Annotated in this window: 17 protein-coding genes; 10 read left to right on the plus strand and 7 right to left on the minus strand. The window is 59.9% G+C overall.

The annotated features are described in order from the left end of the window. Position 1: 1 nt before the first annotated feature. Entirely contained in the window at positions 2-2,095 is a 2,094-nt protein-coding gene (locus RCAS_RS21090; RefSeq protein WP_012122516.1) for a 3'-5' exonuclease, read from the minus strand. A gap of 156 nt (positions 2,096-2,251) precedes the next feature. Here RCAS_RS21090 and RCAS_RS21095 point away from each other — a divergent pair, with 156 nt between their 5' ends. From RCAS_RS21095 to RCAS_RS21110, 4 genes are all read left to right on the plus strand, one after another. Continuing rightward, positions 2,252-3,067, plus strand: coding sequence for an IS982 family transposase (locus RCAS_RS21095; RefSeq protein ID WP_041331219.1), 816 nt, complete (start codon positions 2,252-2,254; stop codon positions 3,065-3,067). Between the two features lie 48 nt (positions 3,068-3,115). Next, on the plus strand, positions 3,116-3,985 hold the full coding sequence (locus RCAS_RS21100; protein WP_041331221.1) for a class I SAM-dependent methyltransferase: 870 nt from the start codon (positions 3,116-3,118) through the stop codon (positions 3,983-3,985). Between the two features lie 43 nt (positions 3,986-4,028). Further along, positions 4,029-6,176, plus strand: a complete 2,148-nt coding sequence (locus RCAS_RS21105; RefSeq protein ID WP_012122519.1) for a hypothetical protein — start codon at positions 4,029-4,031, stop codon at positions 6,174-6,176. Positions 6,177-6,333: 157 nt separating this feature from the next. Next, positions 6,334-7,623, plus strand: coding sequence for a PAS domain S-box protein (locus tag RCAS_RS21110; RefSeq protein WP_012122520.1), 1,290 nt, complete (start codon positions 6,334-6,336; stop codon positions 7,621-7,623). On the opposite strand, the gene RCAS_RS21115 is transcribed toward RCAS_RS21110, so the two are convergent. Together RCAS_RS21115 and RCAS_RS21120 are read right to left on the minus strand one after the other, a co-directional pair. Next, on the minus strand, positions 7,620-8,918 hold the full coding sequence (locus tag RCAS_RS21115) for a TolB family protein (RefSeq protein ID WP_012122521.1): 1,299 nt from the start codon (positions 8,916-8,918) through the stop codon (positions 7,620-7,622). The genes RCAS_RS21110 and RCAS_RS21115 overlap by 4 nt on opposite strands. 56 nt (positions 8,919-8,974) lie before the next feature. Beyond that, positions 8,975-10,246: a S41 family peptidase gene (locus tag RCAS_RS21120; protein WP_012122522.1), complete on the minus strand. Its 1,272-nt coding sequence runs from the start codon at positions 10,244-10,246 to the stop codon at positions 8,975-8,977. A gap of 525 nt (positions 10,247-10,771) precedes the next feature. Here RCAS_RS21120 and upp point away from each other — a divergent pair. After that, positions 10,772-11,398 carry a uracil phosphoribosyltransferase gene (gene upp, locus RCAS_RS21125; RefSeq protein ID WP_012122523.1) on the plus strand — a complete coding sequence of 209 codons (627 nt, stop codon included), beginning with the start codon at positions 10,772-10,774 and terminating at the stop codon, positions 11,396-11,398. Positions 11,399-11,536: 138 nt separating this feature from the next. Continuing rightward, the gene (locus RCAS_RS21130) at positions 11,537-12,664 is read left to right on the plus strand and encodes a glycosyltransferase family 4 protein (protein WP_012122524.1); all 1,128 of its coding nucleotides are present in this window, start codon (positions 11,537-11,539) and stop codon (positions 12,662-12,664) included. Between the two features lie 8 nt (positions 12,665-12,672). On the opposite strand, the gene RCAS_RS21135 is transcribed toward RCAS_RS21130, so the two are convergent. Both RCAS_RS21135 and RCAS_RS21140 read right to left on the minus strand, forming a co-directional pair. Next, positions 12,673-13,125: a YbhB/YbcL family Raf kinase inhibitor-like protein gene (locus tag RCAS_RS21135; protein WP_232280087.1), complete on the minus strand. Its 453-nt coding sequence runs from the start codon at positions 13,123-13,125 to the stop codon at positions 12,673-12,675. A 345-nt stretch (positions 13,126-13,470) separates the two neighbouring features. Continuing rightward, complete coding sequence (locus RCAS_RS21140; protein WP_012122526.1) at positions 13,471-14,679, minus strand: class I SAM-dependent rRNA methyltransferase; 1,209 nt, start codon at positions 14,677-14,679, stop codon at positions 13,471-13,473. A 430-nt stretch (positions 14,680-15,109) separates the two neighbouring features. Between RCAS_RS21140 and RCAS_RS21145 the strand changes: the two genes are divergently transcribed. The 4 genes from RCAS_RS21145 (at position 15,110) to RCAS_RS21160 (ending at position 18,817) form a co-directional block, all read left to right on the plus strand. Next, positions 15,110-15,301, plus strand: coding sequence for a hypothetical protein (locus RCAS_RS21145; RefSeq protein ID WP_012122527.1), 192 nt, complete (start codon positions 15,110-15,112; stop codon positions 15,299-15,301). A gap of 504 nt (positions 15,302-15,805) precedes the next feature. Next, the gene (locus RCAS_RS21150; RefSeq protein ID WP_157042725.1) at positions 15,806-16,429 is read left to right on the plus strand and encodes a uracil-DNA glycosylase; all 624 of its coding nucleotides are present in this window, start codon (positions 15,806-15,808) and stop codon (positions 16,427-16,429) included. Between the two features lie 6 nt (positions 16,430-16,435). Then, positions 16,436-17,011, plus strand: coding sequence for a hypothetical protein (locus RCAS_RS21155; protein ID WP_012122530.1), 576 nt, complete (start codon positions 16,436-16,438; stop codon positions 17,009-17,011). Between the two features lie 120 nt (positions 17,012-17,131). Next, entirely contained in the window at positions 17,132-18,817 is a 1,686-nt protein-coding gene (locus RCAS_RS21160; protein ID WP_012122531.1) for a ribonuclease J, read from the plus strand. A gap of 160 nt (positions 18,818-18,977) precedes the next feature. On the opposite strand, the gene rimI is transcribed toward RCAS_RS21160, so the two are convergent. Both rimI and RCAS_RS21170 read right to left on the minus strand, forming a co-directional pair. Continuing rightward, the gene (gene rimI / locus RCAS_RS21165) at positions 18,978-19,643 is read right to left on the minus strand and encodes a ribosomal protein S18-alanine N-acetyltransferase (RefSeq protein WP_041331223.1); all 666 of its coding nucleotides are present in this window, start codon (positions 19,641-19,643) and stop codon (positions 18,978-18,980) included. Between the two features lie 17 nt (positions 19,644-19,660). After that, positions 19,661-20,467, minus strand: coding sequence for a hypothetical protein (locus tag RCAS_RS21170; RefSeq protein ID WP_232280088.1), 807 nt, complete (start codon positions 20,465-20,467; stop codon positions 19,661-19,663). Positions 20,468-20,630 lie beyond the last annotated feature (163 nt).

Consider the following 20,630-nt stretch of genomic DNA (forward strand, 5'->3'; position numbering starts at 1 on the left):
ATCAAACCTCCCTCCGCCAAACCGGCGGTTGCAGTGGCGTCAGAAATGGTGACGGCGTTGCCTGCGATCCGCAGACGAGGAGCGCGCGCATGGCGCGTGAGCAGCCAACAAAGAAGAGACGTCGTTGCTCGTCCTCCTGCATTTGCGCTTCTTCGACTGGCAGGTCTGCGCTGATGCGTGGGAACCGTCCTTCGTCCAGCCCCACGACTGCCACGAATGGGAACTCCAGCCCTTTGGCGGAATGGAGCGTCAGCACCTTGACCTTCGGCGTCGTGATGTCAACATCTTTGCTCGACTGAAATGCGGCGGGCATGCCCAACCGCGTCAGGCGGAGGGCGATGTCCTCCCCTGCGCGCCTGCTGGTGCACAGCACGGCGCCGCTATGAGTGGGCAGGCGGTAACGCCGCGCCGCTTCGAGGAAGAAATCACGGATCGCTTCAGATTCATCCGAGTCGTTGTTCACCAGTCGGAGGAGTGGCGGATCGCCGTGATGCGCTGATGGAATTTGCCGGACGCTCTCTTCCTCGCCGGCGCTGCTGCCTGCCAGAATGCCGGCGCAGGCTGCCAGGATTTGTGCGGTGTTGCGGAAATTTTGTTTCAACAGGATCGTTCGACCGGCCATGGCGAGCGTCCGGTGTACCTGCTTCCAGCTAAAACCGCACTGGTAGATCGACTGTGATGCGTCAGCCGTCAGGTATACATGCTCCGGCGTTTCCACCAGGTTCAACAAAAAGCGCAGCGCCGCCGGCGACAGGTCCTGCGCTTCGTCGATCACCAGCGCCTGATAGGGCTTGGGCGACAGCGTGGCGGCGAACTCCATTGCGCCGCGTCGCACCTGTTCGTTCAACACCAACCCTTTGACGCGCATCAGGTCGCGCCAGGATACATAGATTGCCCAGAGCGCCTCACGGAGCGCCGGTTTGAGCGGCATTCGCCGTCCGTGGCGCTCGACGGCGAGGTATTCTTCCAGGCTGTTGATATTTCGCGCTTCGATGACGTGCAGAAATTCCTGGAGCAGATATTCGGCGCCGAGTCGTTCCAGCGCTGCGCGACGCTCATGGGCGTCGGCGGCAGGAATATCGGCATTGGCGAGCGCATCCATGAGCAGCGCGGTCGCCTGCCCTTCGGTAGCAAGCCTGGGCGATCCCCACCCCCTGGCGAAGTAGTGAAATGCCAGGCTATCTACCGTCGTCACTTTGACCCCCCGAGTGTCGGGTGATGCGCCCAGCAGTCTTGTCAGCAGTTGCTCCGAATAGGCAACCAGCGCATTCGTGTAGGTGGTGAAGAGCACCGACGTGACGCCCTGTTCGAGCAAGCGCTGCACACGGTAGAGCGCCAGCGTGGATTTGCCGGTTCCCGGTCCGCCACGGACGAGGATAGGTCCGCGGCGATCCTGGTTCACCAATCGTTCCTGATCGGGCGTGAGGCGCAGCAGAAAGCCGGTCAGGTCCTCTTCTGCAAATCGTTCGATATCGACTGGCGTTGAAAGCACGAATTCGGGCTGTGCAGCAATCGCATCGAGCGATCGGGGGAACAGATTGTCGAGCAGGAGCGTGAGGTGACGTTCAGGGATCGGCAGATTGAGCAGATCGTCCTCGGTGCGCGCGGTGAGCGTGATAGTGCGGTACTGTGCGGGTATCCGCCAGCGTTCCAGCATATCTTCCGTTATTGGAAATGGGAGCGGACGACTCGGCGGCAGCGCGCTGGATAACAGTGCAGCATCCATCGGCGGTTTGCTGAGCACAAACTGCTCCTCGACAGCGCCATGCGCCCTGGGGGTCAGCGTGACAGGATCAGGCGGCAATGCCGGCGGAGCAATATCAGGCAGGTCATCTTCATATGTGCGCTCATCACGCTTGCGCACGCTCAGCAGTTTGACCCACCCTTTGCCGATGCAATAGCAGATGCGATAGTCGCCAACCCGCACGCGGTAGACATTGTCGTACCCTTTGAGTTTCTTCGCATCGCCGCGCGCTGAATAGGGATCGTCGGCGATGGTTTCCAACTTTCTGGTGATGGTCTTGCTCACGTGGCGCGGCAGGTCGAGCGATTCGTAATAGAACGTTGGAGTGAAGGAAAGCTCAAATCTGGCCATCGTCGATTCCTCACGGCAGACACAGGTTGGCGACGCTGCCTGCGCGGTTGCCATGATTGTATCATCATATGCATACCTTGATTGCTCGTTGACGCCCATCGGCAGGCTTGGCACAATCGCGGTTGCCAGACCCAGATGATAGCCAAGGAGCGACCGATGGACGCCAACTGGATTATAGCTGCTTTCGTGCTGATCGACACACTGATGGAGCGCCTGGGCCATCACCGTGATGTGCGCGCCCAGGTTCCTGATTCGGAGGTCATCCTGATCGCGGTCGTTGCGGCCAAGGACTTTCAGAATCATCACGAGCGCGCCGTGTGCATCGTGCGCCAAACCCGCTCCCTGTCGGGACCCATTGATGTCACGCGCTTCAACCGTCGGCTGCACAAGCTGGCAGACTGGCTGAGCTTCATTGCCACGACGTTGGGTGCCATCCTGCGGCGTGGCGAGGTGTTTGTGATCGAGAGCCTGCCACTGCCCGTCTGTCGACGCGTGCGGGCGCGGCGCTGTCGCAAGGTCTGCGGACGTGCCTCCTGTGGCGAGTGCGCTGCGAAGAAAGAGAAGTTCTTCGGCTGGCGCTTGCATCTGATGTGCACGCCAAGCGGTATACCCGTCAGCTTTCAGTTGCTGCCGGCAGCATTCCATGATGTGACGCCCGTGCACGAATTGGCCGTGGTGTTGCCGCCCGGCGCGCGCTTGTTCGGTGATAAAGCCGATACCAGCGCCGCGGATGAGACCAGCATGCTGGCAGACACGGGCGTACGGCGCATCCCAGTACGACGGGAAAAGATGCAGCCACATGCCTGGTTTGTGGATGCCATCGAGTTGGGTGACTATCGGCATACGATTGAAACCGTCAACCGTCAGTGTGAAAAAATGGGCATGGAACGCCTGTACGCACGCACGAATACTGGCTTCGAGTTGAAAGTGCTGGCCGCGATCATTGCCTTGGCCTGTACGAACATGGACTAGCAATCAAGGTATGCTATACTGGAGCGCTCTATGAAAGGAATGGCTGGTATGGTCACTGCCGAAACTACAGTCGAGCAGGCGCCGGCGCGCCCCAAACCGGTCTCGCTTCCGGCGTGGCGCTGCGTGCTATACGAAGTTGCGCTCAATGGTCTGCGCATTCTGTGGGAAACAGTCAATGATTTCAGCCTCTGGCGACTGATCGAATACCCCTGGGCAACCCGCGCGCTCGGCATTGCGCGGGGCGACACGGTGGTGGACATCGGTTCCGGCACCTCGTCATTCCCGCACATGCTGGCGAAAGAAGGCGTGAATGTCGTGATCGTCGAGATTGAACATCGCCGTGTGCGCTGGCAACGCGACAAGCGCCGCGCGACGGCGCGCCCCGGCGACGGCGAGTTGCTGCCAATCGTCGCCGATGCGACCCGACTACCGTTTCGCAGCGGTTCGGTACCGTCCATCAGCGCCATTTCGTCGCTCGAGCACATTCCCGATGATGCGGCTGTGGGGCGTGAGATCGGGCGGGTGTTGGCGCCGGGCGGCATCGTCGCGCTGACGCTGCCGTTTACGGGCAGCGAGCGGACCTCGTTCTTCGCCGGAATTCGCCCGTTCAAACAGGTGGCGCGCAACGCCTTCGTTCAGGAAGGGAAACCCGGATCGTTTTTCCGTTTCTATACCGACGATGACATCCGCCAGACCTATATTGAGCCGGCGAATGCCGAGGTCGTTGAACGTCGCGCATTTGGGCGCAGCATCCTTAACGGACGGTACCACGAGACGCGCCTGACCAGGTTCTGGCGGCGGATTGTGTTGAAAGATCTGTTGCTGGCGTGGCTGATCCACCCGCTCGAAGAACGATTTGATCGCTCCGATCCACTCTACGTTATGCTGGCGCTGCGCAAGCGTCGTGAAGAACCGTGACTATGCAACGCTTCTGTAGCACTCAGACCCTTGCAGGCTTACTATGGCTTCCATTACGCAACACACACCAAGAGTTGCTGTATTCCCACACCTAATTGCCCTGGCGCTCTATACCCTGCTTGGCATTCTCCTGACGTGGCCCTTACTGCTAAACCTGACAAATGGCGTCATCGGCGCTGTTGACGGCGTCGATGCTTATCAAAACGCCTGGAGTCTATGGTGGACGGCGCAGGCGCTGACCTCGCTGCGCAACCCTTTCTTTTCGCCGCTCCTCTTCTACCCCGATGGCGTCGACCTCTTTTGGCAGCCGCTTGGGTTCAGCCAGGGAGTGCTGGCGCTGCCGGTGACGCTTACGCTGGGACCGGTCGCTGCGGTCAACTGGATTGTGCTCACCAGTTTTACCGTTGGCGGATATGCAACCTTTCTGCTAGCGCGGCGCGTGACCGGCAATGCAGCGGCAGCGCTGGTGGCGGGCGCCACCTTTATCTGTTCGCCCTATCACATGGAAAAGGTGATTGATGGCAACCTGGAAGTGGCTGCCATTCACTGGCTTCCGTGCTATGCCTATGCCCTCTTGGCGCTGCTCGACCGTCCATCATGGCGTCGGGCGCTGGCGGCTGGCGCTCTGCTCGTCTGGGTCAGCCTGGGCAGCTGGTATTACGGGCTATTCGCCGTGCTCTTCACGGCGTGCGCTGCCGGTATCTGGGCATACGGCGCCACCCGCAATGCAGAGCGCATGCATCAGTTGCAGCGCGGCTTACAGCAGGCGATGTGGGGAGTAGCCCCCTTAGTCATTTTGGTGATGGCGATTGCACCGGCGTTGTATAGTCTGGTGACAACCGGAGCGGACGAGATGCTGTGGGATATGCGCTCGATACAGCGTGAGCGCTCTGCCGATTTAATAGATGCATTTCTGCCCAATCCGGTCCATCCTGTGTGGGGTCCGGCGGTGCGCGCCTGGCGTAACCAGATCTATCCCAACGCGGTGATCTGGAATGTGTCGCTGGGGTGGATCGCGCTCGGACTCGGACTGTTGGGCGCTACTACTGCGTGGCGTGCCACGTGGCGCTGGTCGCTGCTGGCGCTGGCATGCTTCATTGTCGCCCTTGGACCGGAGTTGAAGATCGCAGGCTGGCACACCGGTCTTCCACTGCCGTATACTCTCATCCAGGATATGCCCGTCATTCGCTCAGGGCAGCGACCGAACCATATGATGGTAATGGTCAGTCTGAGCCTCTCGATCCTTGCGGCATACGGCTTTACCGTGTTGCAACAACATCTCATACAACACCCCTCGCCAATCCATATGTGGAGTATGGCGCTTGCATTGATCGTACCGGTTGCTGGTATTGACGGATACGCCGGGACCCACACCATCGTCGCGCGCCGCATCCATCCATTCTACGCCACATTGCCGCCTCCCGACGGAGCAATCATAGCGTTGCCGCTCTATCTTAACGTCAACCGTAGCGAGAACCTGACGGCACAGATAGGTCATGGATGGCCCATCATCGGCGGGTATGTCGCCCGTCCGCCTGCATACGTATTTCCGAAGTATACCCCTGGTGTCCGTGAGATACAGTTTGGTGAAGTCGAAAGACAGGACGTCGTATCGCCTGGATGGCCCGAATCTGCCCGGCGAGCGCTGGCGGCGTACCGCATTCGCTACATCACCATGGACTTGCAAAGCAATAAAGACGAGTATTTTGCGCGCCTCCGCCCGCTCCTCGCTGAGTTGGGGATCGAGACGCCAGTCTTCGTTGATGAGACGCTGGAAGTTTACGCTGTACCGCAAGCCTGGCGGGTCGTGCCGGTGGCGTTTCTGGGCGACGGGTGGCAACCGCTTGAACGCGAACCGGCAACCGGCGTTCGCTGGCGCTGGATGGGCGAGCGCGCCGAAGTGCGGCTGTTCAATCCCCTCGTCGGCGCGGCGTTGGTGCGCCTGACTTTCTGGATGGAGGCGTACTATGAGACGCGACCACTCTGGTACACGCTCAACAATATGGCGCTGGGAACAGTCACCGTTCCTTCCGGGCGCGCGCCAGCGCGCGCAATCTACGTGCTGCTTCCGCCCGGCGACCATGTGCTGACCTTGCAGGCGCCCGCTGATCCTGACCCGGCGCGCGCTGGCGCGCCGATCAGCATCCGTCTGTTTGCGCTCGATGTCCGCAGCGCTGCCGGCGCGCCATAGATGGCGTGCAACACGCGAACAGCCGCAACATTCCCATAGATAACCTGAACTGTGCGCCGACGCGCGTTGCATTTTTCCAAAAACCGTTTACACTGGCTGCATTGAGCCGCGCCGTTCTGGCGGAGCGGAGACCAACATCAGATCAGGAGTATTCTGTATGTCATCTATCGAGGAACCAACCGCTGAAATCGAACGCCTGCGCCGGCGCGTTGCCGAACTCGAAATGATATTGGAGCAACGACGGCAGGACGATGAAGCAATCGAACGCCTGCGCGCAATTATCGAAAACACGCCGGACGTTATCAGCACTGCTGATGCAGAAGGGCGGGTTGTGTACACAAATCAAGCGGGGCGGCAGTTGTTCGGTACACCGGACGATACGCCACGAAGCGACCATCGTATTCCACAATTCCATCCCGACTGGGCTGCGGATCTGATCCTCAACGAAGCCCTGCCCCACGCAGCGCGCGAAGGGCGCTGGAGCGGCGAAACCGCCGTGTTCGACGCGCAAGGGCGAGAGATTCCGGTAGCGCAGGTCATTATCGCGCACAAGAATGCATCGGGCGAGGTGACACACTTCTCGACTGTTCTGCGCGACATCAGTGAAAGCAAGCGGGTCGAAGCCACGCTGCGCGAAAGCGAGCAGCGTTTGTTGCGCTTCCTTGATGCGCTGCCGGTCGGCGTCTTCGTCGTCGAACCTGATGGACGCCCCTTCTATGCCAATCGCAGCGCCATTGAGTTGCTGGGCAAGGGCATCATGCCGGAAGCCACGACCGATCAGCTTGCCGAAATCTACCGCGCCTTCGTCGCCGGAACCGATCAACCCTATCCTACCGAGCGCATGCCGCTGGTACGCGCGCTGCACGGTGAAGCATCATCCGTCGATGATATGGAGATCGAACGCCCCGATGGTCGAGTGCTCATCGAAATCCACGGCGCGCCGATCCGTGATGTTGAGGGACGAATCGTCTATGGCATGGTTGCATTTACCAACATCACGATGCGGCGGCGCGCCGAGGAAGCCATCCGCGAACGCGCTATGCAACAACAGATCATCGAAGCGCAACAGGCGGCATTGCGCGAACTGAGCACGCCACTGATGCCAATCGCCGAGGGGGTGGTCGTTATGCCGATCATCGGCTCTATCGACAGCCGACGCGCCCAGCAGATCATGGAAACGCTCCTGGAAGGCATCGCCGCACACAGCGCCGATATTGCCATCCTCGACATTACCGGCGTTCGTGTCGTTGATACGCAGGTCGCCGGGGCGCTCGTCCGCGCGGCGCAGGCGGCGCGCATGCTCGGCGCGCGCGTCGTGCTCAGCGGGATCAGCGCCGAAATCGCGCAGACGCTCGTGCATATCGGCGCGGAAATGCACGAGATGATTGCGCTCCACAGTTTGCAGCAGGGTATCGCTTATGCGCTGGAACAACGTCAGGCACTCTAATGCTTCTGGCTACGCTTGCCCCAACGCACGGAGTACAGGTCTGTTCCCTTGTACAACTCAACGCCGGGCGAGCCATCGGTGGGCAGCCAGAGCAGGCGAACTGCGGACGGATCGCTGCTCTCAAAGATGACGGCGCCTGAGCCGTCCGATGCCCACAACGCCTGGTATAGTTGATGGGCATCGCTGCGTAACGCTGCGAATGCCCCGCCGGTCAACGGCACGCTGCTCATGGTATATGAGAGCGCCATCAGTTCCGCCGGATCGGCGGCAGGTGAGGAGACCGGGTTCTCGCCAGGCGCCGACGACACAAACGCATACAACCGGTCGATGGCGAAAAACGGCATATGCAGCAGGGCATCTGACGGTTCGATAGGCACAGAGGTCGCTGCACCACTCATCGCATCGCCGCGCCAGATGCCCGGCTCGTTGAACCCCTTCCCCGGATTGGCGACGCTGAAGTAGACCGCCTTGCTATCGAGCGTCCATGCAGCGGCGGTGCAGGCTGCAACCAGATTCGGCTCAGGCGCCGCCAGATAGACGATGCCGCCGCTTGCCACATCGACGATCGCCAGTTCACAGAGTTCGACGGAGAGCGAGAAGGCGTGCACCAGCAGTTTCGTGCCATCCGGCGACCACGCAACCGCCTCGAAGCCACGCCCATCGCCTCCTTCGATAGAGGGATCGGTCGCCGGTTTATCCGCCAGGATCAGGCGTGGCTCGCCGCCAGCGACCGGCATCAGATAGAGACCTGGCGTGTACGTGCCTGGACGTTCATAATCCTCGAAAACGCGCAACGCCATCGTCGCGCCATTCGGCGCAATCACGGGCGCAGCGACGGGCATGCTATCAAGCAGCGTCGCACGATTGCCGCCGTCGGCGTCGGTGCGCACCAGTACAGGCGGCGTACCGATTCCCTGAACAAGGTACACCAGCGTTCCATCCACCGGCGACACATCGAACTGGACGATTGCCAGCGCATCCGGCGCAGGCGGCGCCTCATTCGTGATCTGTTTGCGTGTGACACCGTCACGCTCGATACGCACAATCTGCCCGGTATCAAGAACGTAGAGCGGCGCGGGAAGGACGGCATTTGCCGACGTCGGCATCTCTGTGGCAGCAGGCGGCGCCGTCGGCGCAGGTGCGGCAGTCGGCGGTGTCGCGGCGGTTGGTGCGGCTGCGGGTGCAACGGTCGGCGCTATGGTTGTGGGGACGGTGGCGGGCGACCCGGCGCAAGCGCTCATCATCAGGAGCAGCGCCAGCAGCAGGCAGACTGCACGGAGTTGGATACAAAACACACGAATGCTCCTCTTATCTCGTTTCCGATGCGATACCGAACCAAAAGAACGGAACGTTACGACGTTTTTTGCGCCAGCGCCTCGCGCACTACTTCAAGCCCGCGCAACAACTGAATATCCTGACTGCGCTGCAATTCCTCCGGGGTGAGAGTTGCCGCTTCAGTCGGGGTGAGTGGCGCAACCCCTGGCGCCAGCGCGATCAATTCATCGGGCTGAATGCCCACACCGCGCACCACCCTGCCCTTCGGCGTCAGCCACTGTGAGGCGCCCAGACGCACCTGTGCGCCGCCTTCCAGATCAAACGGACGCAGAACCGTTGCCGTGCCAAACGTCGCCTGCCCGATCACGCGCGCGCGTCCGTTCTCTTGCAACGCGCCTGCCAGGATCTCGGCGGCGCTGGCGCTGTTGTTGTTCACCAGCACAACCAGCGGAATATCGAGCGCCAGTCCGCCTTCGGTGGTTGTGTATGGCCGTTGGGCGCCGTCACGGTCCTGTTCGATGAGCACCGTGCTCCCTTCTGGCATAAACTGACTGGCCGCAGCGACCAGTTGCGTCACCAGACCACCGGGGTTGTTGCGCAGATCGAGAATGATCGCCTGCGCCTTCTGCGCCCGAACCTCCAGCAGCGCCTGTTGCAACTCCGCTCCGGTGCGCTCGGCGAAACGATTGATCTTGATCAGCGCAATACGGTCGGGCAGCATGCGCCAGGTGACACTGGGAACATTCACCTCCTCGCGCGTAATCGTCACGTCGAACGGCGCTGCCACACCGGCGCGCTGAATGGTCAATACCACCTGCGTCCCCTTTGGACCACGCACCCGGTTGCGCAGTTCTTCCACGGTCACCCCCCGCACATCGTATCCATCGACGCGCAGAATCAGGTCGTCGGGGCGCAACCCGGCGCGTTCGGCTGGCGATCCCTCGATAGGAGCGACAATTCGCGGCTGCCCGTCGCGCACGTCGATATAGGCGCCAATGCCCTCGAATCTGCCGGAAAGCGCCTCACGCTCCCGTCGGGCTTCGTCTGCATTCAGGTAGCGCGTGTGACCCTGGTCTCCCAGGCTATCGAGCATGCCATTGATCGCACCGTCGCTCATGCGCTGCGGATCAATCGCAGCCGGGTCAACAAAATGGTCGCGCGCCAGTTGCCACACACGCCAGAAATTCGTCAACGCGGCGCACTCTTGCGCCTGGAGCGGGCAGGGAGTAGTCACACGCAACGCCAGCAGATAGCCGCCGCCGATTCCCAGCGTCAGCACAAACGCCAGCAACGGCGTCACTAACCAGATCGGCAGTCGCAGACGGAATAATTGTCGTAGAATGTTCATCGGACGATACGTCTCTTATGCGTATATCAATCACATGGTATTATACGGCGGGCGTCATCGCTACGGGGAAAACTCAGCGCGCATTTAACCTGCACGGAGTGGTATCACCATGCCGATGGGACAGAATGGCAACATACCTGTTGGATCGAAGCATGCGCCGGTCGCTCAGAACGTGAGTATGGAGAACATTCTCAAACAAAAGAATCCGGCAGGCGAGCAAGACGCCCGCGCACCTGAGCGAAGTGTGAGCGGGCGCAGGCAATTCGACGCCTGTCACTCGCCACTCATCACTGATAGAACCTGCGTAGTGGTGGCTCCGCAGAGCCTACGGCAGCGTGGCGCTCCCGATCCAGGTGGTGTGGTGCGGCGGCAATGCCGCTTCACGACAACATTCGAAGATAAACACCGCTCTGCCGAAGGCACACAACTCGTCCGTGCGTCGACCGCGTACCTCTTATCACTGACAGGCAACACACCCGCGATTCCACGAAAAGCGTGAACGGCAACACGGCAACGGGAGGCGCCATGAAACAGGTATTCATCTCTCAGCACCCGCTCGTCCATCATAAACTGACGCTGCTGCGCCGTGCGACGACGGAGCCGAAGAAGTTTCGCGAACTGGTGAGCGAACTCTCTCAATTCCTGCTGTACGAAGCCACGCTCGACCTGCCACTCCAGGAACGCGCCATCGATACGCCGCTCGCGCCTTACCATGGTCATCAGATCGCCGAGCGCATCGGTCTGGTGCCGATTCTGCGCGCCGGATTGGGAATGGTCGATCCTATCCTGGATCTCATTCCTACTGCGCATGTCTGGCACCTCGGTCTCTACCGTGATCACGCGACGCTCCAGCCGGTCACATACTACAACAAACTACCGCCGGAAGTGGACGTGGACCTCTGCCTGGTGCTCGATCCGATGCTCGCCACCGGCGGTTCGGCGGTCGCAGCCGTGAGTATCCTGAAAGAGTGGGGCGCGAGCCGGATCAAGTTCTTGGGATTGATCGCCGCGCCCGAAGGGGTGCGGGCATTGCATGAGGCGCATCCCAATGTGCCGATCCATCTGGCGGCGCTTGATGACCATCTGAATGATCGCGGGTACATTGTTCCTGGTTTGGGAGATGCCGGCGACCGGCTGTTCGGCACAGGGTAATGCGAATATGCATCCGTCCGGCAGTTGAGGCTGCGGGCTACGGAGAGCGAAGGAGTCTGGAACGCGACGCCTGCCTGCGCGGAGGAGAGGGGAATACTGTTTCACATGCCGTATCAAGGCGCCGAATCGTGAGGCTTCATGTCACTGCTGACCATTGTGGCGCTGCTGAGCGCCTTTATGATCGCCTTCATCGTGACCGCGCTGACGGTTCCTCCGGTGATTCGCCTCTGCGAACGACGCGGATGGATGCAGCAGCCCGGCGGTCGCCGCACCCATCCGCACCCTACTGCAAATGTGGGCGGCATCGCCATGTATGTTGGCTTCGTAACAGCGATCCTTGCCACATTCATCTTTAGCGCACTCGACCCGGCGCTGCGCCGCTCGGAGTTCGAGGTGTTGCGCATCGGGTTGCTCCTGACCGGCGGAACGCTCATTTTTCTGGTCATGTGGCTCGATGATGTGGTCGAGCTTCCATGGTTCCCCAAGTTTGCGGCACAGATTGGCGCAGCACTCATTGCAGTCGGTCCGTACCTCTGGGACCAGCGGCGCTACCCCGACACACTGGGGTTGCTCACCGAAGCGCGCGGCATTCTGCTGACCGCCTTCAACGCGCCGTTCGTCGGGCAGGTCAGCCTGTGGGATGTCAGCCCATGGCTGGCAATCCTGGCAACGGTCTTCTGGCTTGGCTGGATGGCCAATACCATCAACTGGTCGGACGGTCTTGATGGTCTGGCGGCTGGCGTGTCGCTGATCGCGGCGTTTATGCTGGCGCTTCATGCACTCAGGCTCGACCCGCCGCAAACAACGATTGCGCTGCTGCCACTCGCGCTCGCCGGGACATGCGCCGGATTTCTGATCTTCAACCTTCCCCCGGCACGGATTTTCATGGGTGACAGCGGTGCAGAGTTTCTCGGTTTCATCCTTGGCGTCAGCGCGATCATCGGCGGGGCGAAACTGGCGACGGTGCTCCTGGTGCTGGGTGTGCCGATCCTCGATGTCGCATGGCTGATCGTGGCACGCACGGTCAGCGGCAAACAACCGATGCGTGGCGGACGTGATCACCTGCATCATCGCCTGCTGGACGGCGGCATGTCGCCACGCCAGATTCTGGCGCTTTACTGGGGGCTGAGCGCAGGCTTTGGGTTGCTCGGCATCACCGACATTAGCCCCTACGCCAAGTTGATCGGTCTGGCGCTGCTGATTCTGATCGGCATCGGATTGATCGCTTATGCCACACGCCGGGTGACGCTGCGATCGGTGCAGTAACGATGATCTCACCTGCGCTCATACCGCCCCATCAATGTGGCAGTCGCCAATACATGACCGCGCATGGCAGATTCGACATCGCGCCGGACGGCGCCGGGGGGCAGGTTCAGCGATGAAATGTCGAGCGCCGAGAGACGGAAGAAGTAGCGGTGTGCGCCCCTGCCACGCGGCGGGCATGGTCCGCCATAGCCGCGCCTGCCGAAATCGTTGCTTCCTGCCAACCCAACCGTCTGTTCCCCCTCCGCCAGTTCTGTGCGGTCGCCGGGGATGTCGTACAGAACCCAGTGCGTAAACGTGCCAACAGGTGCGTCTGGATCGTCCATAATCAGCACATAACTGGCGGTTGGCGGCGCGCCTTCCCAGCGCAACGGCGGCGGGCGGTCGGCGCCGTCACACGTATGATCGCGCGGGATGACGCCGCCTTCGCAAAACGACGAACTCACGAGTGTGAACGTTATCATTCCGCCTCCTTCACGAGTTGCTGAACCGCACGCATAGAGAAGCATTGCAGCAATGAGGATCAGGGAAACGCTGACGAATACGCGAATACGCCAGCGCATCAACCAATGGGAGAGTGAACCAGCGAATGAACAAATCCATCGCTTTCTCACGTGCAACCTGCCACCGTCCCACATGCGACGTGTAACCTTCCCTCTTATACCAATGACGATTGACGATGCCGCATGCGTGTCATTCCGAGCCCTTCGCTTCGCTCAGGGTAAACTCAGCGAGGAATCTGAGCAGGTCGCGCAAGAACCCTCGTTCTGCTCGGGGTGACCATGCCGGATGGTCACCGGTCATTGGTATTACACTGCTTCCTCCACCCGCCCAACCACGAACTTCAAATACCGCCCTTCGGGAAAATGTGCCGGAACCGGATGATCGAGCGGTTGACCGGCTTCGTGGATAATCCGCAGCCGCCGCTCGGCAAGAGCGCCTGCGGATGCCAGCGCCTCACGGAACGCCTCTGGTCCCACCTGTGTGGTGCAACTCGCAGTCGCCAACAGACCTCCAGGTTTCACGCAGCGCATGCCCAGCGCATTAAGTCGCACATACGCGCGCTGTGCGGCATATCGGCTCTCTTTGCGCCGCGCAAAACTGGGAGGGTCGAGAATGACCAGATCGAAGCGTTGACCGGCTGCGGCATACTGCTCCAGCAACTCGAAACAATCGGCAGTTTCGAAGCGATGGCGTCCATCGTCGAGACGGTTAAGCGCCAGATTGCGCGCCGTCGCCGATGCCAGACCCTTGCCAACATCGACGCTAACGACCTGCCGCGCACCGCCGCGCAGGGCATAGAGCGAAAACCCGCCAGTATAGGCGAAGCAATTCAGCACCGTGCGCCCGGCAGCGAGTCCTTCGACAAAACGCCGATTCTCGCGCTGATCGAGGAACAACCCGGTTTTCTGCGCCGTGTGAAGCGCAACGGCAAAACGGATCCCGTGCTCGACCACCACAATCTCGCGCGGCGGCGACTCACCGTACAGTGATCGTAGCCGCGCGTCACCATCGCCTTCGTCGCCTTCATCTATTGCTGAACGCGACTCCGTTGCCATACGCAGCGCCACACGGCGCACCGTCGGATCGACCTTGAGAATGGCAGTCGCCACGTCTTCGATGAGGGTCAGCGTACCGGCGGAAGACGCCTGGAGGACAGCAATATCGTTATAGCGATCCACGACAATGCCGGGCACTCCATCTCCTTCGCCAAAAACCCAGCGATACGCCGTGATGCCTGCCGCACGCAGCGGCGCCCGCAGATTCCACGCAGCAGTCAGACGCTCACGTAGCCAGGCGATGTCGGGGACGGTGCGCGTCGAGAAGATGCGCAACGCAATCGGACCTTCCGCATCCCACAGCGCATACCCGCGCCAGGCGCCGCAACGAACGATAACCCAGGCGCCGGACGGCAGACGCACATGGGGAGAAACATGGTCGCGGTAGACCCATGGATGCCCCTGCGCCAGTCGCTCGCGCAGCAACGACGGCACAACGATTTCCACACGACGAACCATCACAATGTCGCACCTTTTTGCCGGGCGCCAGCACGACAATCCATGCTGCCCGACATAATACCAATGACGATTGACGATGCCGCATGCTGGTCATTCCGAGCCCTTCGCTTCGCTCAGGGTAAACGCAGCGAGGAATCTGAGTGGGTCGCGCACGACCCCTCGCGCTGCTCGGGGTGACCGGATGTTCACAGGTCATTGGTATAACTCTCCCACAGTGTACCACGCTCACAATGCGCACCAACAGGATAACGACTATCGTTTGAGATGACCCGGTTGTGCATTCTGGCACAGACCGTATCCCGACGCTCATCCGCGCGATTATTACTTACAGAAGTTGAAACACGGCGTCACCTGCTGCGTATGTTATAGAACGAGCGGGATGGTATCATTGCTCAGGCATCTATCGTTCAAAACACTGAGAGGGGACACAATGGGCGAAATACTCGCAACAGTTCTATGCCTGATCCTGGTGCTCGCCGTGGTTGGCGTCTCCGGGTTCATTGTAGCGTTGAAACTAGGTATCATCGTGCAGCAGGCAGCCAAGCCGACCCATCTGGATACAGGAAATTACACGCTCGATCAGGGGCGTGAAGTGCGCCCTGAAGAGGAGCGTCGCACCTGAGCGCCCGCTCACGCCGACACCGCCCCTATGAGGCAGGCAGGCGCTGAGCAAGCGAAGCGCAGAACTCTTGCTATGGAGGGTAAAAAACCAACACGGATGGACGGCGTTCTGAAAACAGCCTTCGTAGTCGGGGTCGCCATCGCGGTCGAAACCCTTGTGCTTCGGCGCCTGTTCACCAATTTATCGTGGGGCATCGCTCTCGGAATCTTTCTGGTTGCCAGCCTCCTTCTCGTTGCACTCCAATACATCGTATCGAAGCGTTATGCAATGCATGCTGCGCGCCACCGGCGGCATCGACGCCGGCAAGAACCTTCTCCCGTGCTCTGGAACGGTCTCGACCCCTCCTCAGTTCCGACGACGCATCACGCAGCCGGGTCGAATCACAAGAGCGGACCACCAAGAGAACCAACGCCCGACTCTGCATTGCCCGGCGAAGATGGTATAATAAGCAGAGAGAGTTCACAACGATAAATATCGGGGAATGCAGCATTGAGCGCAGCCAACATGCTTCAGCAAATTGCCGATGAAGTGCGCGCATGCACGGCGTGCCGGCTGCATCAATCGGCGATGAGAGCCGTTCCAGGCGAAGGACCGGCAGACGCAAAAGTGATGTTCATTGGCGAGGCGCCCGGCTTTCACGAAGATCGACAGGGACGGCCGTTTGTTGGCGCTGCCGGGCAATTTCTCGAGGAGTTGCTGGGGCTTGCCGGTTTGCGGCGCAGCGAGGTATTCATCGCCAATGTCATCAAACATCGGCCACCTGATAACCGTGATCCGCTGCCGGATGAAATCGCCGCGTGTAGTCAGTTTCTCGAGCGGCAGATTGCAGCGCTGAACCCGCTGGTCATCGTCACCCTCGGTCGTTTCTCGATGGCGCGCTGGTTTCCCGGCGAAAAAATCTCCCGCATCCACGGTCAACCGCGCTGGATCGAGGGTCGGATGATCATTCCGATGATGCATCCTGCTGCGGCACTCCATCAACCGCAGTATCGGGCATTGATCGAAGACGATTTTCGCAGATTGCCGGAATTCATTGCGCAGGCGGAGACAAAGAGCGCTCAGGCGGCTGCCGCTGTCGTTCCCGATAAGCCGGATGAACCCGAAGTGCAACAATTGTCGTTGTTCTGACCGCCTATGAAGACCTATCGGCTCTCTCCGTCTGCACGACGCAGCGCTATTGTGCTACTGATTGGCGCATTGATCATTTGGGTGTTCGCCCTTTGGACCCTACGCATCTCGATTGCGACCGGGAGCGATCCCTCTACCGGCTTCGTTCCGGCGCTGCGCGAAAATCTGGATCGCGGGCTGTCTCCCGGGCAGATCATCCCCGCACTGCTCATGGTGGTGTTGCTGGTGGCGACGCCACTGGCCGCGTGGAGTATCCTCGAGGAGTTGGGCGCCCAGTATACGCCGACAGACGCCGGGTTGCGCTTCACATCGTTTGGCGTTGCGCTGACCTGCCCCTGGAACAGTGTCATTGGCGTTCACCGCCGCGATGATGATGCAGACGAGCCTTTTGATGAAGTGGCATTGAGTGACGATCTATCGAGCCAGATCCGCAATCCGCTGGTGCGCTGGCTGCATCGGCAGGCGTGCGGCGCCCGGCGGTTCATTATCTATGGCGGTCTTGAAGACCGCGATGATCTGTTGCACGAAATTCGCATGCGCGCTGGCTTGAACGATGCGCAGCCAGCATTATCATGGGCATGACAGGCTGAAGGCTTCAGTCTGGGTAATACTAGTCGATTGTCGTAAGGCTGTTTGTAAAGCAGTCGGAAAGGAAAGGAGCGAGGCGAGAACAACGACAGAGTTATCGCCTCATATGTGTCTATGGCCAAAAACAGATTACGCGCAATTCCTCTGGGCGGCGCCGGTGAAGTGGGCCGCAATATGTGGGTGTTGGAACAAAATGACGAGATTCTGGTGCTCGATTGTGGGGTGATGTTCCCGGAAGCCGATATGCTCGGCGTTGATCTGGTGCTGCCGGATATCACCTATTTGCGTGACCAGAAGGACAAGATCAAAGCCATTGTGCTGACCCACGGCCACGAAGACCACATTGGCGCTATACCGTATCTTGTACCCGAACTCGATTTCCCTCCGATCTATGGCACAACGCTGACCCTGGGCATGCTGACGGGGAAACTCAAAGAGCATCGTCTGCTCGACCGGGTCAGGCTGATGAAAATGCAGGCGGGCGAACCGTTTACGATCGGTTCATTCACCATCGAGCCATTCAGTGTGGCCCATTCGATTCCCGATACAGTCGGACTGGCCATCGATACGCCGGTCGGACTGGTTATTTACCTGACCGACTGGAAATTCGATCACACGCCGGTCGATGGACGCCCGACCGATCTGGTCAAACTGTCGGAGTTGGGGCGGCGGTCGCCGTTGTTGCTGATTACCGACTGCGTGCGCGTTGAGTCGAAAGGGTATACGCCAAGTGAGCAGGTCGTCGGCGAAGCGTTCGACTCAATCTTCGCAACCGCACCCGGTCGCATTATTGTAGCAACGTTTGCGTCGAACGTGTCGCGCGTGCAACAGGTCATCGACTCGGCGGAAGCGTATGGGCGCAAAGTCATCGTCGCCGGACGGAGCATGGAGAACACCACGCGCATTGCGCTCGAGTTGGGCTATCTCCGCGCACAACAAGGAACGCTGATCCGTCCGCAAGAGGCGGCCGGTCTGACCGATGACCAGGTGGCGGTCATCTGCACCGGCAGCCAGGGCGAGCCGATGTCGGCGCTGGCGCGCATGGCAAACCGTGACTATCCACACGTCAAGATCAAAGAGGGCGATACGGTTGTGGTGTCGGCAACTCCCATTCCCGGCAATGAGGTGTCGGTCAATCGGGTGATTAACAATCTGTTTCGCCTGGGGGCGGAAGTTATCTATAGCGACAATCCATCGGGGCTTGCCGTGCACGTCTCGGGTCACGCTGCACAGGAAGAACTTAAAATGGTGCTGGCCATTCTGCGACCCGAATTTGTTGTGCCGTTTCATGGCGATTATCGCCATATGATGCTCTACCGAAAGCTCGCGCTCGGTATGGGCGGGTTGTTCTCCAATTCGAATGTCATTATTCCCGAAAATGGCGTAGTGATGGAGTTCAGCCGCAACTATGCCCGGACGACCGGTAAAGTTCCGGTCGGGTACGTCTATGTGGACGGAACAACGGTTGGTGACGTTGGGCAGGTGGTCGTGCGCGACCGCCAACTCCTGGCGCGCGATGGAATTCTGATGGTGGTCGTCAGCATCGACCGAACAACCGGCGAACTGGTGGCGGGACCGGATGTTGTCTCACGCGGGTTCGTCTATATGCGGCAGTCGGATGATCTGATCGAGTCAACCAAGAACATTGTGCGGGATGCATTGTCCCGGCGCAATGGCGGAGGCAAGACGGAAATCGACAGCGCTTTCGTCAATCGTAAAATCAAAGATGTGGTTAGCGATTATCTCTACGGACAGACCCGCCGCCGTCCAATGGTGTTGCCGGTCGTGATGGAAGTGTAACCAGGGGTGTTATACCAATGACCTGTGAACCTCCGGCATGGTCACCCCGAGCAGCGCGCGGGTTCTTGCGCGATCTGCTCAGATTCCTCGCTGCGTTTACCCTGAGCGAAGCGAAGGGCTCGGAATGACAAGTATGCGGCATCGTCAATCGTCATTGGTATTACTCCGTTCCGAGGCGCAGATTGTTGCGCAACGGACCTGGTTCATTCGCCTCCTCGCGCAATCGGGCAAACAATTGCTCACGGAGCTGCTGTAGTCGCTCCTGGTATGCCTGGCTACGGATCGGATCCGTCCACATAATCAGCGCGTCCTCGCCATTATCGGTATAATAGCGAGGGCGCGTTCCCGCCGGACGAAAGCCATACTTCAGGTACAGTTGTTGCGCAACAATGTTGCTGACGCGCACCTCCAGCGTCAGCACATCGGCATTCAGGTCGAGCGCCTGATCGATCAACCCGTTGAGCAACAATTCCCCAAGCCCGCGCCCGCGATAGGCAGGCGCCACGGCAATGGTAGTAATATGCCCTTCATCGACGCTCAACCAGACACCGCCATAGCCAACAATCGGAAAGTCGCGCACAGACGTTTGCCGCACTGAAAGCATCGGGAGCAAACTTGCGAGCAAACCGCGTCGAGGCGCGGAACGCTCCGTTCGCGGCGGCGGCGGCGTCGAGGAAGCGCGCGCAACAATGTACCGACTCGTCGCCGGCGACCGCAACTCATGACGATAGGTGCTGGCTGACCAGAGCGTGCTGAAACTGGCGCGCTCGATCACCTGCACCTGCTCGATATCATCCTCGGTCATTCGCTCGACGAAGTAGTACACCACCGTCTCATATCGTCTTATCGTTTCGGGTCGAGCGGGCGCGCATTCGCCGGGTTATTGGGGTCGAGCAGCAACTGCGCCGGATAAGCGCCGTCTTTACCGAAATTCCCTCCGCCCTGGAAGAGACCGGTGACCTCGACACGCCCCCAGACGAAACTGGTGTTTGGTCCGACATTCAGTTCACCAGAGACGCTGGGAGGAAATCCTTCCATCCAGATCATCTTGCCGATCGGTTGCGGACTGCTCCCATCTTCTTCGGTCGAAACCCCTTCCGCCAGCACATAGATCAGTGAGTTCCAGAAGTAGTACCCCTGCGTCGTAACCGTTTGACCATTGTAGCGCGCCGGATCGGCGACGAGGTCGAACAGGCTGACCTTGCCGTCACCGAGAGGACGGTTCTCAATCCGATACTCCTGACGCCGCACCCGTTCAATCGGCTCGGCAGACGTCACAATGATACGATGACGATATGCATTCTCGGCGCCAAATGGACCGCCGGTTTCAAACCGCCCCTGCACACGCACAAAACCGTACACCGCATCACCGGGGCGGTGCAACTCAGTCGTCACCTCGCGCGGGAATCCTTCGAGCCAGATCGGATCGCCGAGCGGTTGTGCATCCAGTCCGTTATCGAGCGTGCTGATACCCAGCGCCAGCACCTGGCGTCCATCGCGTTCCAGATAGGCGCCCGATACAGTAACGTCTTTTCCATTGAACTGCTGAGGGCGATCCAGAAGATCGGGCACATAGAGCGATGACTCGGCGCAGGCAGCCAGCGCCGCACTCGCAGCGACGATCACCACCAGCCACGCAACGCGCTGCATACGATATCTCATCTGAATCCCTTATTCTGTGTGTTCGCACATGCTGCTCTTCAGGAAACCATGTGGCAGATGGCATTATAGAAGTCGGGGCACAAGTTGTCAAAGCCGGTGTAATCCACATGTCATCCTGCGCAGCCAGAAGCCGTTGACCCTGGTAATGGCA

Origin of the sequence: Roseiflexus castenholzii DSM 13941, from assembly GCF_000017805.1 — a bacterium.
Lineage (GTDB): Bacteria > Chloroflexota > Chloroflexia > Chloroflexales > Roseiflexaceae > Roseiflexus > Roseiflexus castenholzii.

Coding starts and splice junctions, on each gene's coding strand:
- RCAS_RS21090 (WP_012122516.1), bottom strand. CDS start 2,095: ATGGCCAGATTTGAGCTTTCCTTCACTCCAACGTTCTATTACGAATCG.
- RCAS_RS21095 (WP_041331219.1), top strand. CDS start 2,252: ATGGACGCCAACTGGATTATAGCTGCTTTCGTGCTGATCGACACACTG.
- RCAS_RS21100 (WP_041331221.1), top strand. CDS start 3,116: ATGGTCACTGCCGAAACTACAGTCGAGCAGGCGCCGGCGCGCCCCAAA.
- RCAS_RS21105 (WP_012122519.1), top strand. CDS start 4,029: ATGGCTTCCATTACGCAACACACACCAAGAGTTGCTGTATTCCCACAC.
- RCAS_RS21110 (WP_012122520.1), top strand. CDS start 6,334: ATGTCATCTATCGAGGAACCAACCGCTGAAATCGAACGCCTGCGCCGG.
- RCAS_RS21120 (WP_012122522.1), bottom strand. CDS start 10,246: ATGAACATTCTACGACAATTATTCCGTCTGCGACTGCCGATCTGGTTA.
- upp (WP_012122523.1), top strand. CDS start 10,772: ATGAAACAGGTATTCATCTCTCAGCACCCGCTCGTCCATCATAAACTG.
- RCAS_RS21130 (WP_012122524.1), top strand. CDS start 11,537: ATGTCACTGCTGACCATTGTGGCGCTGCTGAGCGCCTTTATGATCGCC.
- RCAS_RS21135 (WP_232280087.1), bottom strand. CDS start 13,125: ATGATAACGTTCACACTCGTGAGTTCGTCGTTTTGCGAAGGCGGCGTC.
- RCAS_RS21140 (WP_012122526.1), bottom strand. CDS start 14,679: ATGGTTCGTCGTGTGGAAATCGTTGTGCCGTCGTTGCTGCGCGAGCGA.
- RCAS_RS21145 (WP_012122527.1), top strand. CDS start 15,110: ATGGGCGAAATACTCGCAACAGTTCTATGCCTGATCCTGGTGCTCGCC.
- RCAS_RS21150 (WP_157042725.1), top strand. CDS start 15,806: ATGCTTCAGCAAATTGCCGATGAAGTGCGCGCATGCACGGCGTGCCGG.
- RCAS_RS21155 (WP_012122530.1), top strand. CDS start 16,436: ATGAAGACCTATCGGCTCTCTCCGTCTGCACGACGCAGCGCTATTGTG.
- RCAS_RS21160 (WP_012122531.1), top strand. CDS start 17,132: ATGGCCAAAAACAGATTACGCGCAATTCCTCTGGGCGGCGCCGGTGAA.
- RCAS_RS21170 (WP_232280088.1), bottom strand. CDS start 20,467: ATGCAGCGCGTTGCGTGGCTGGTGGTGATCGTCGCTGCGAGTGCGGCG.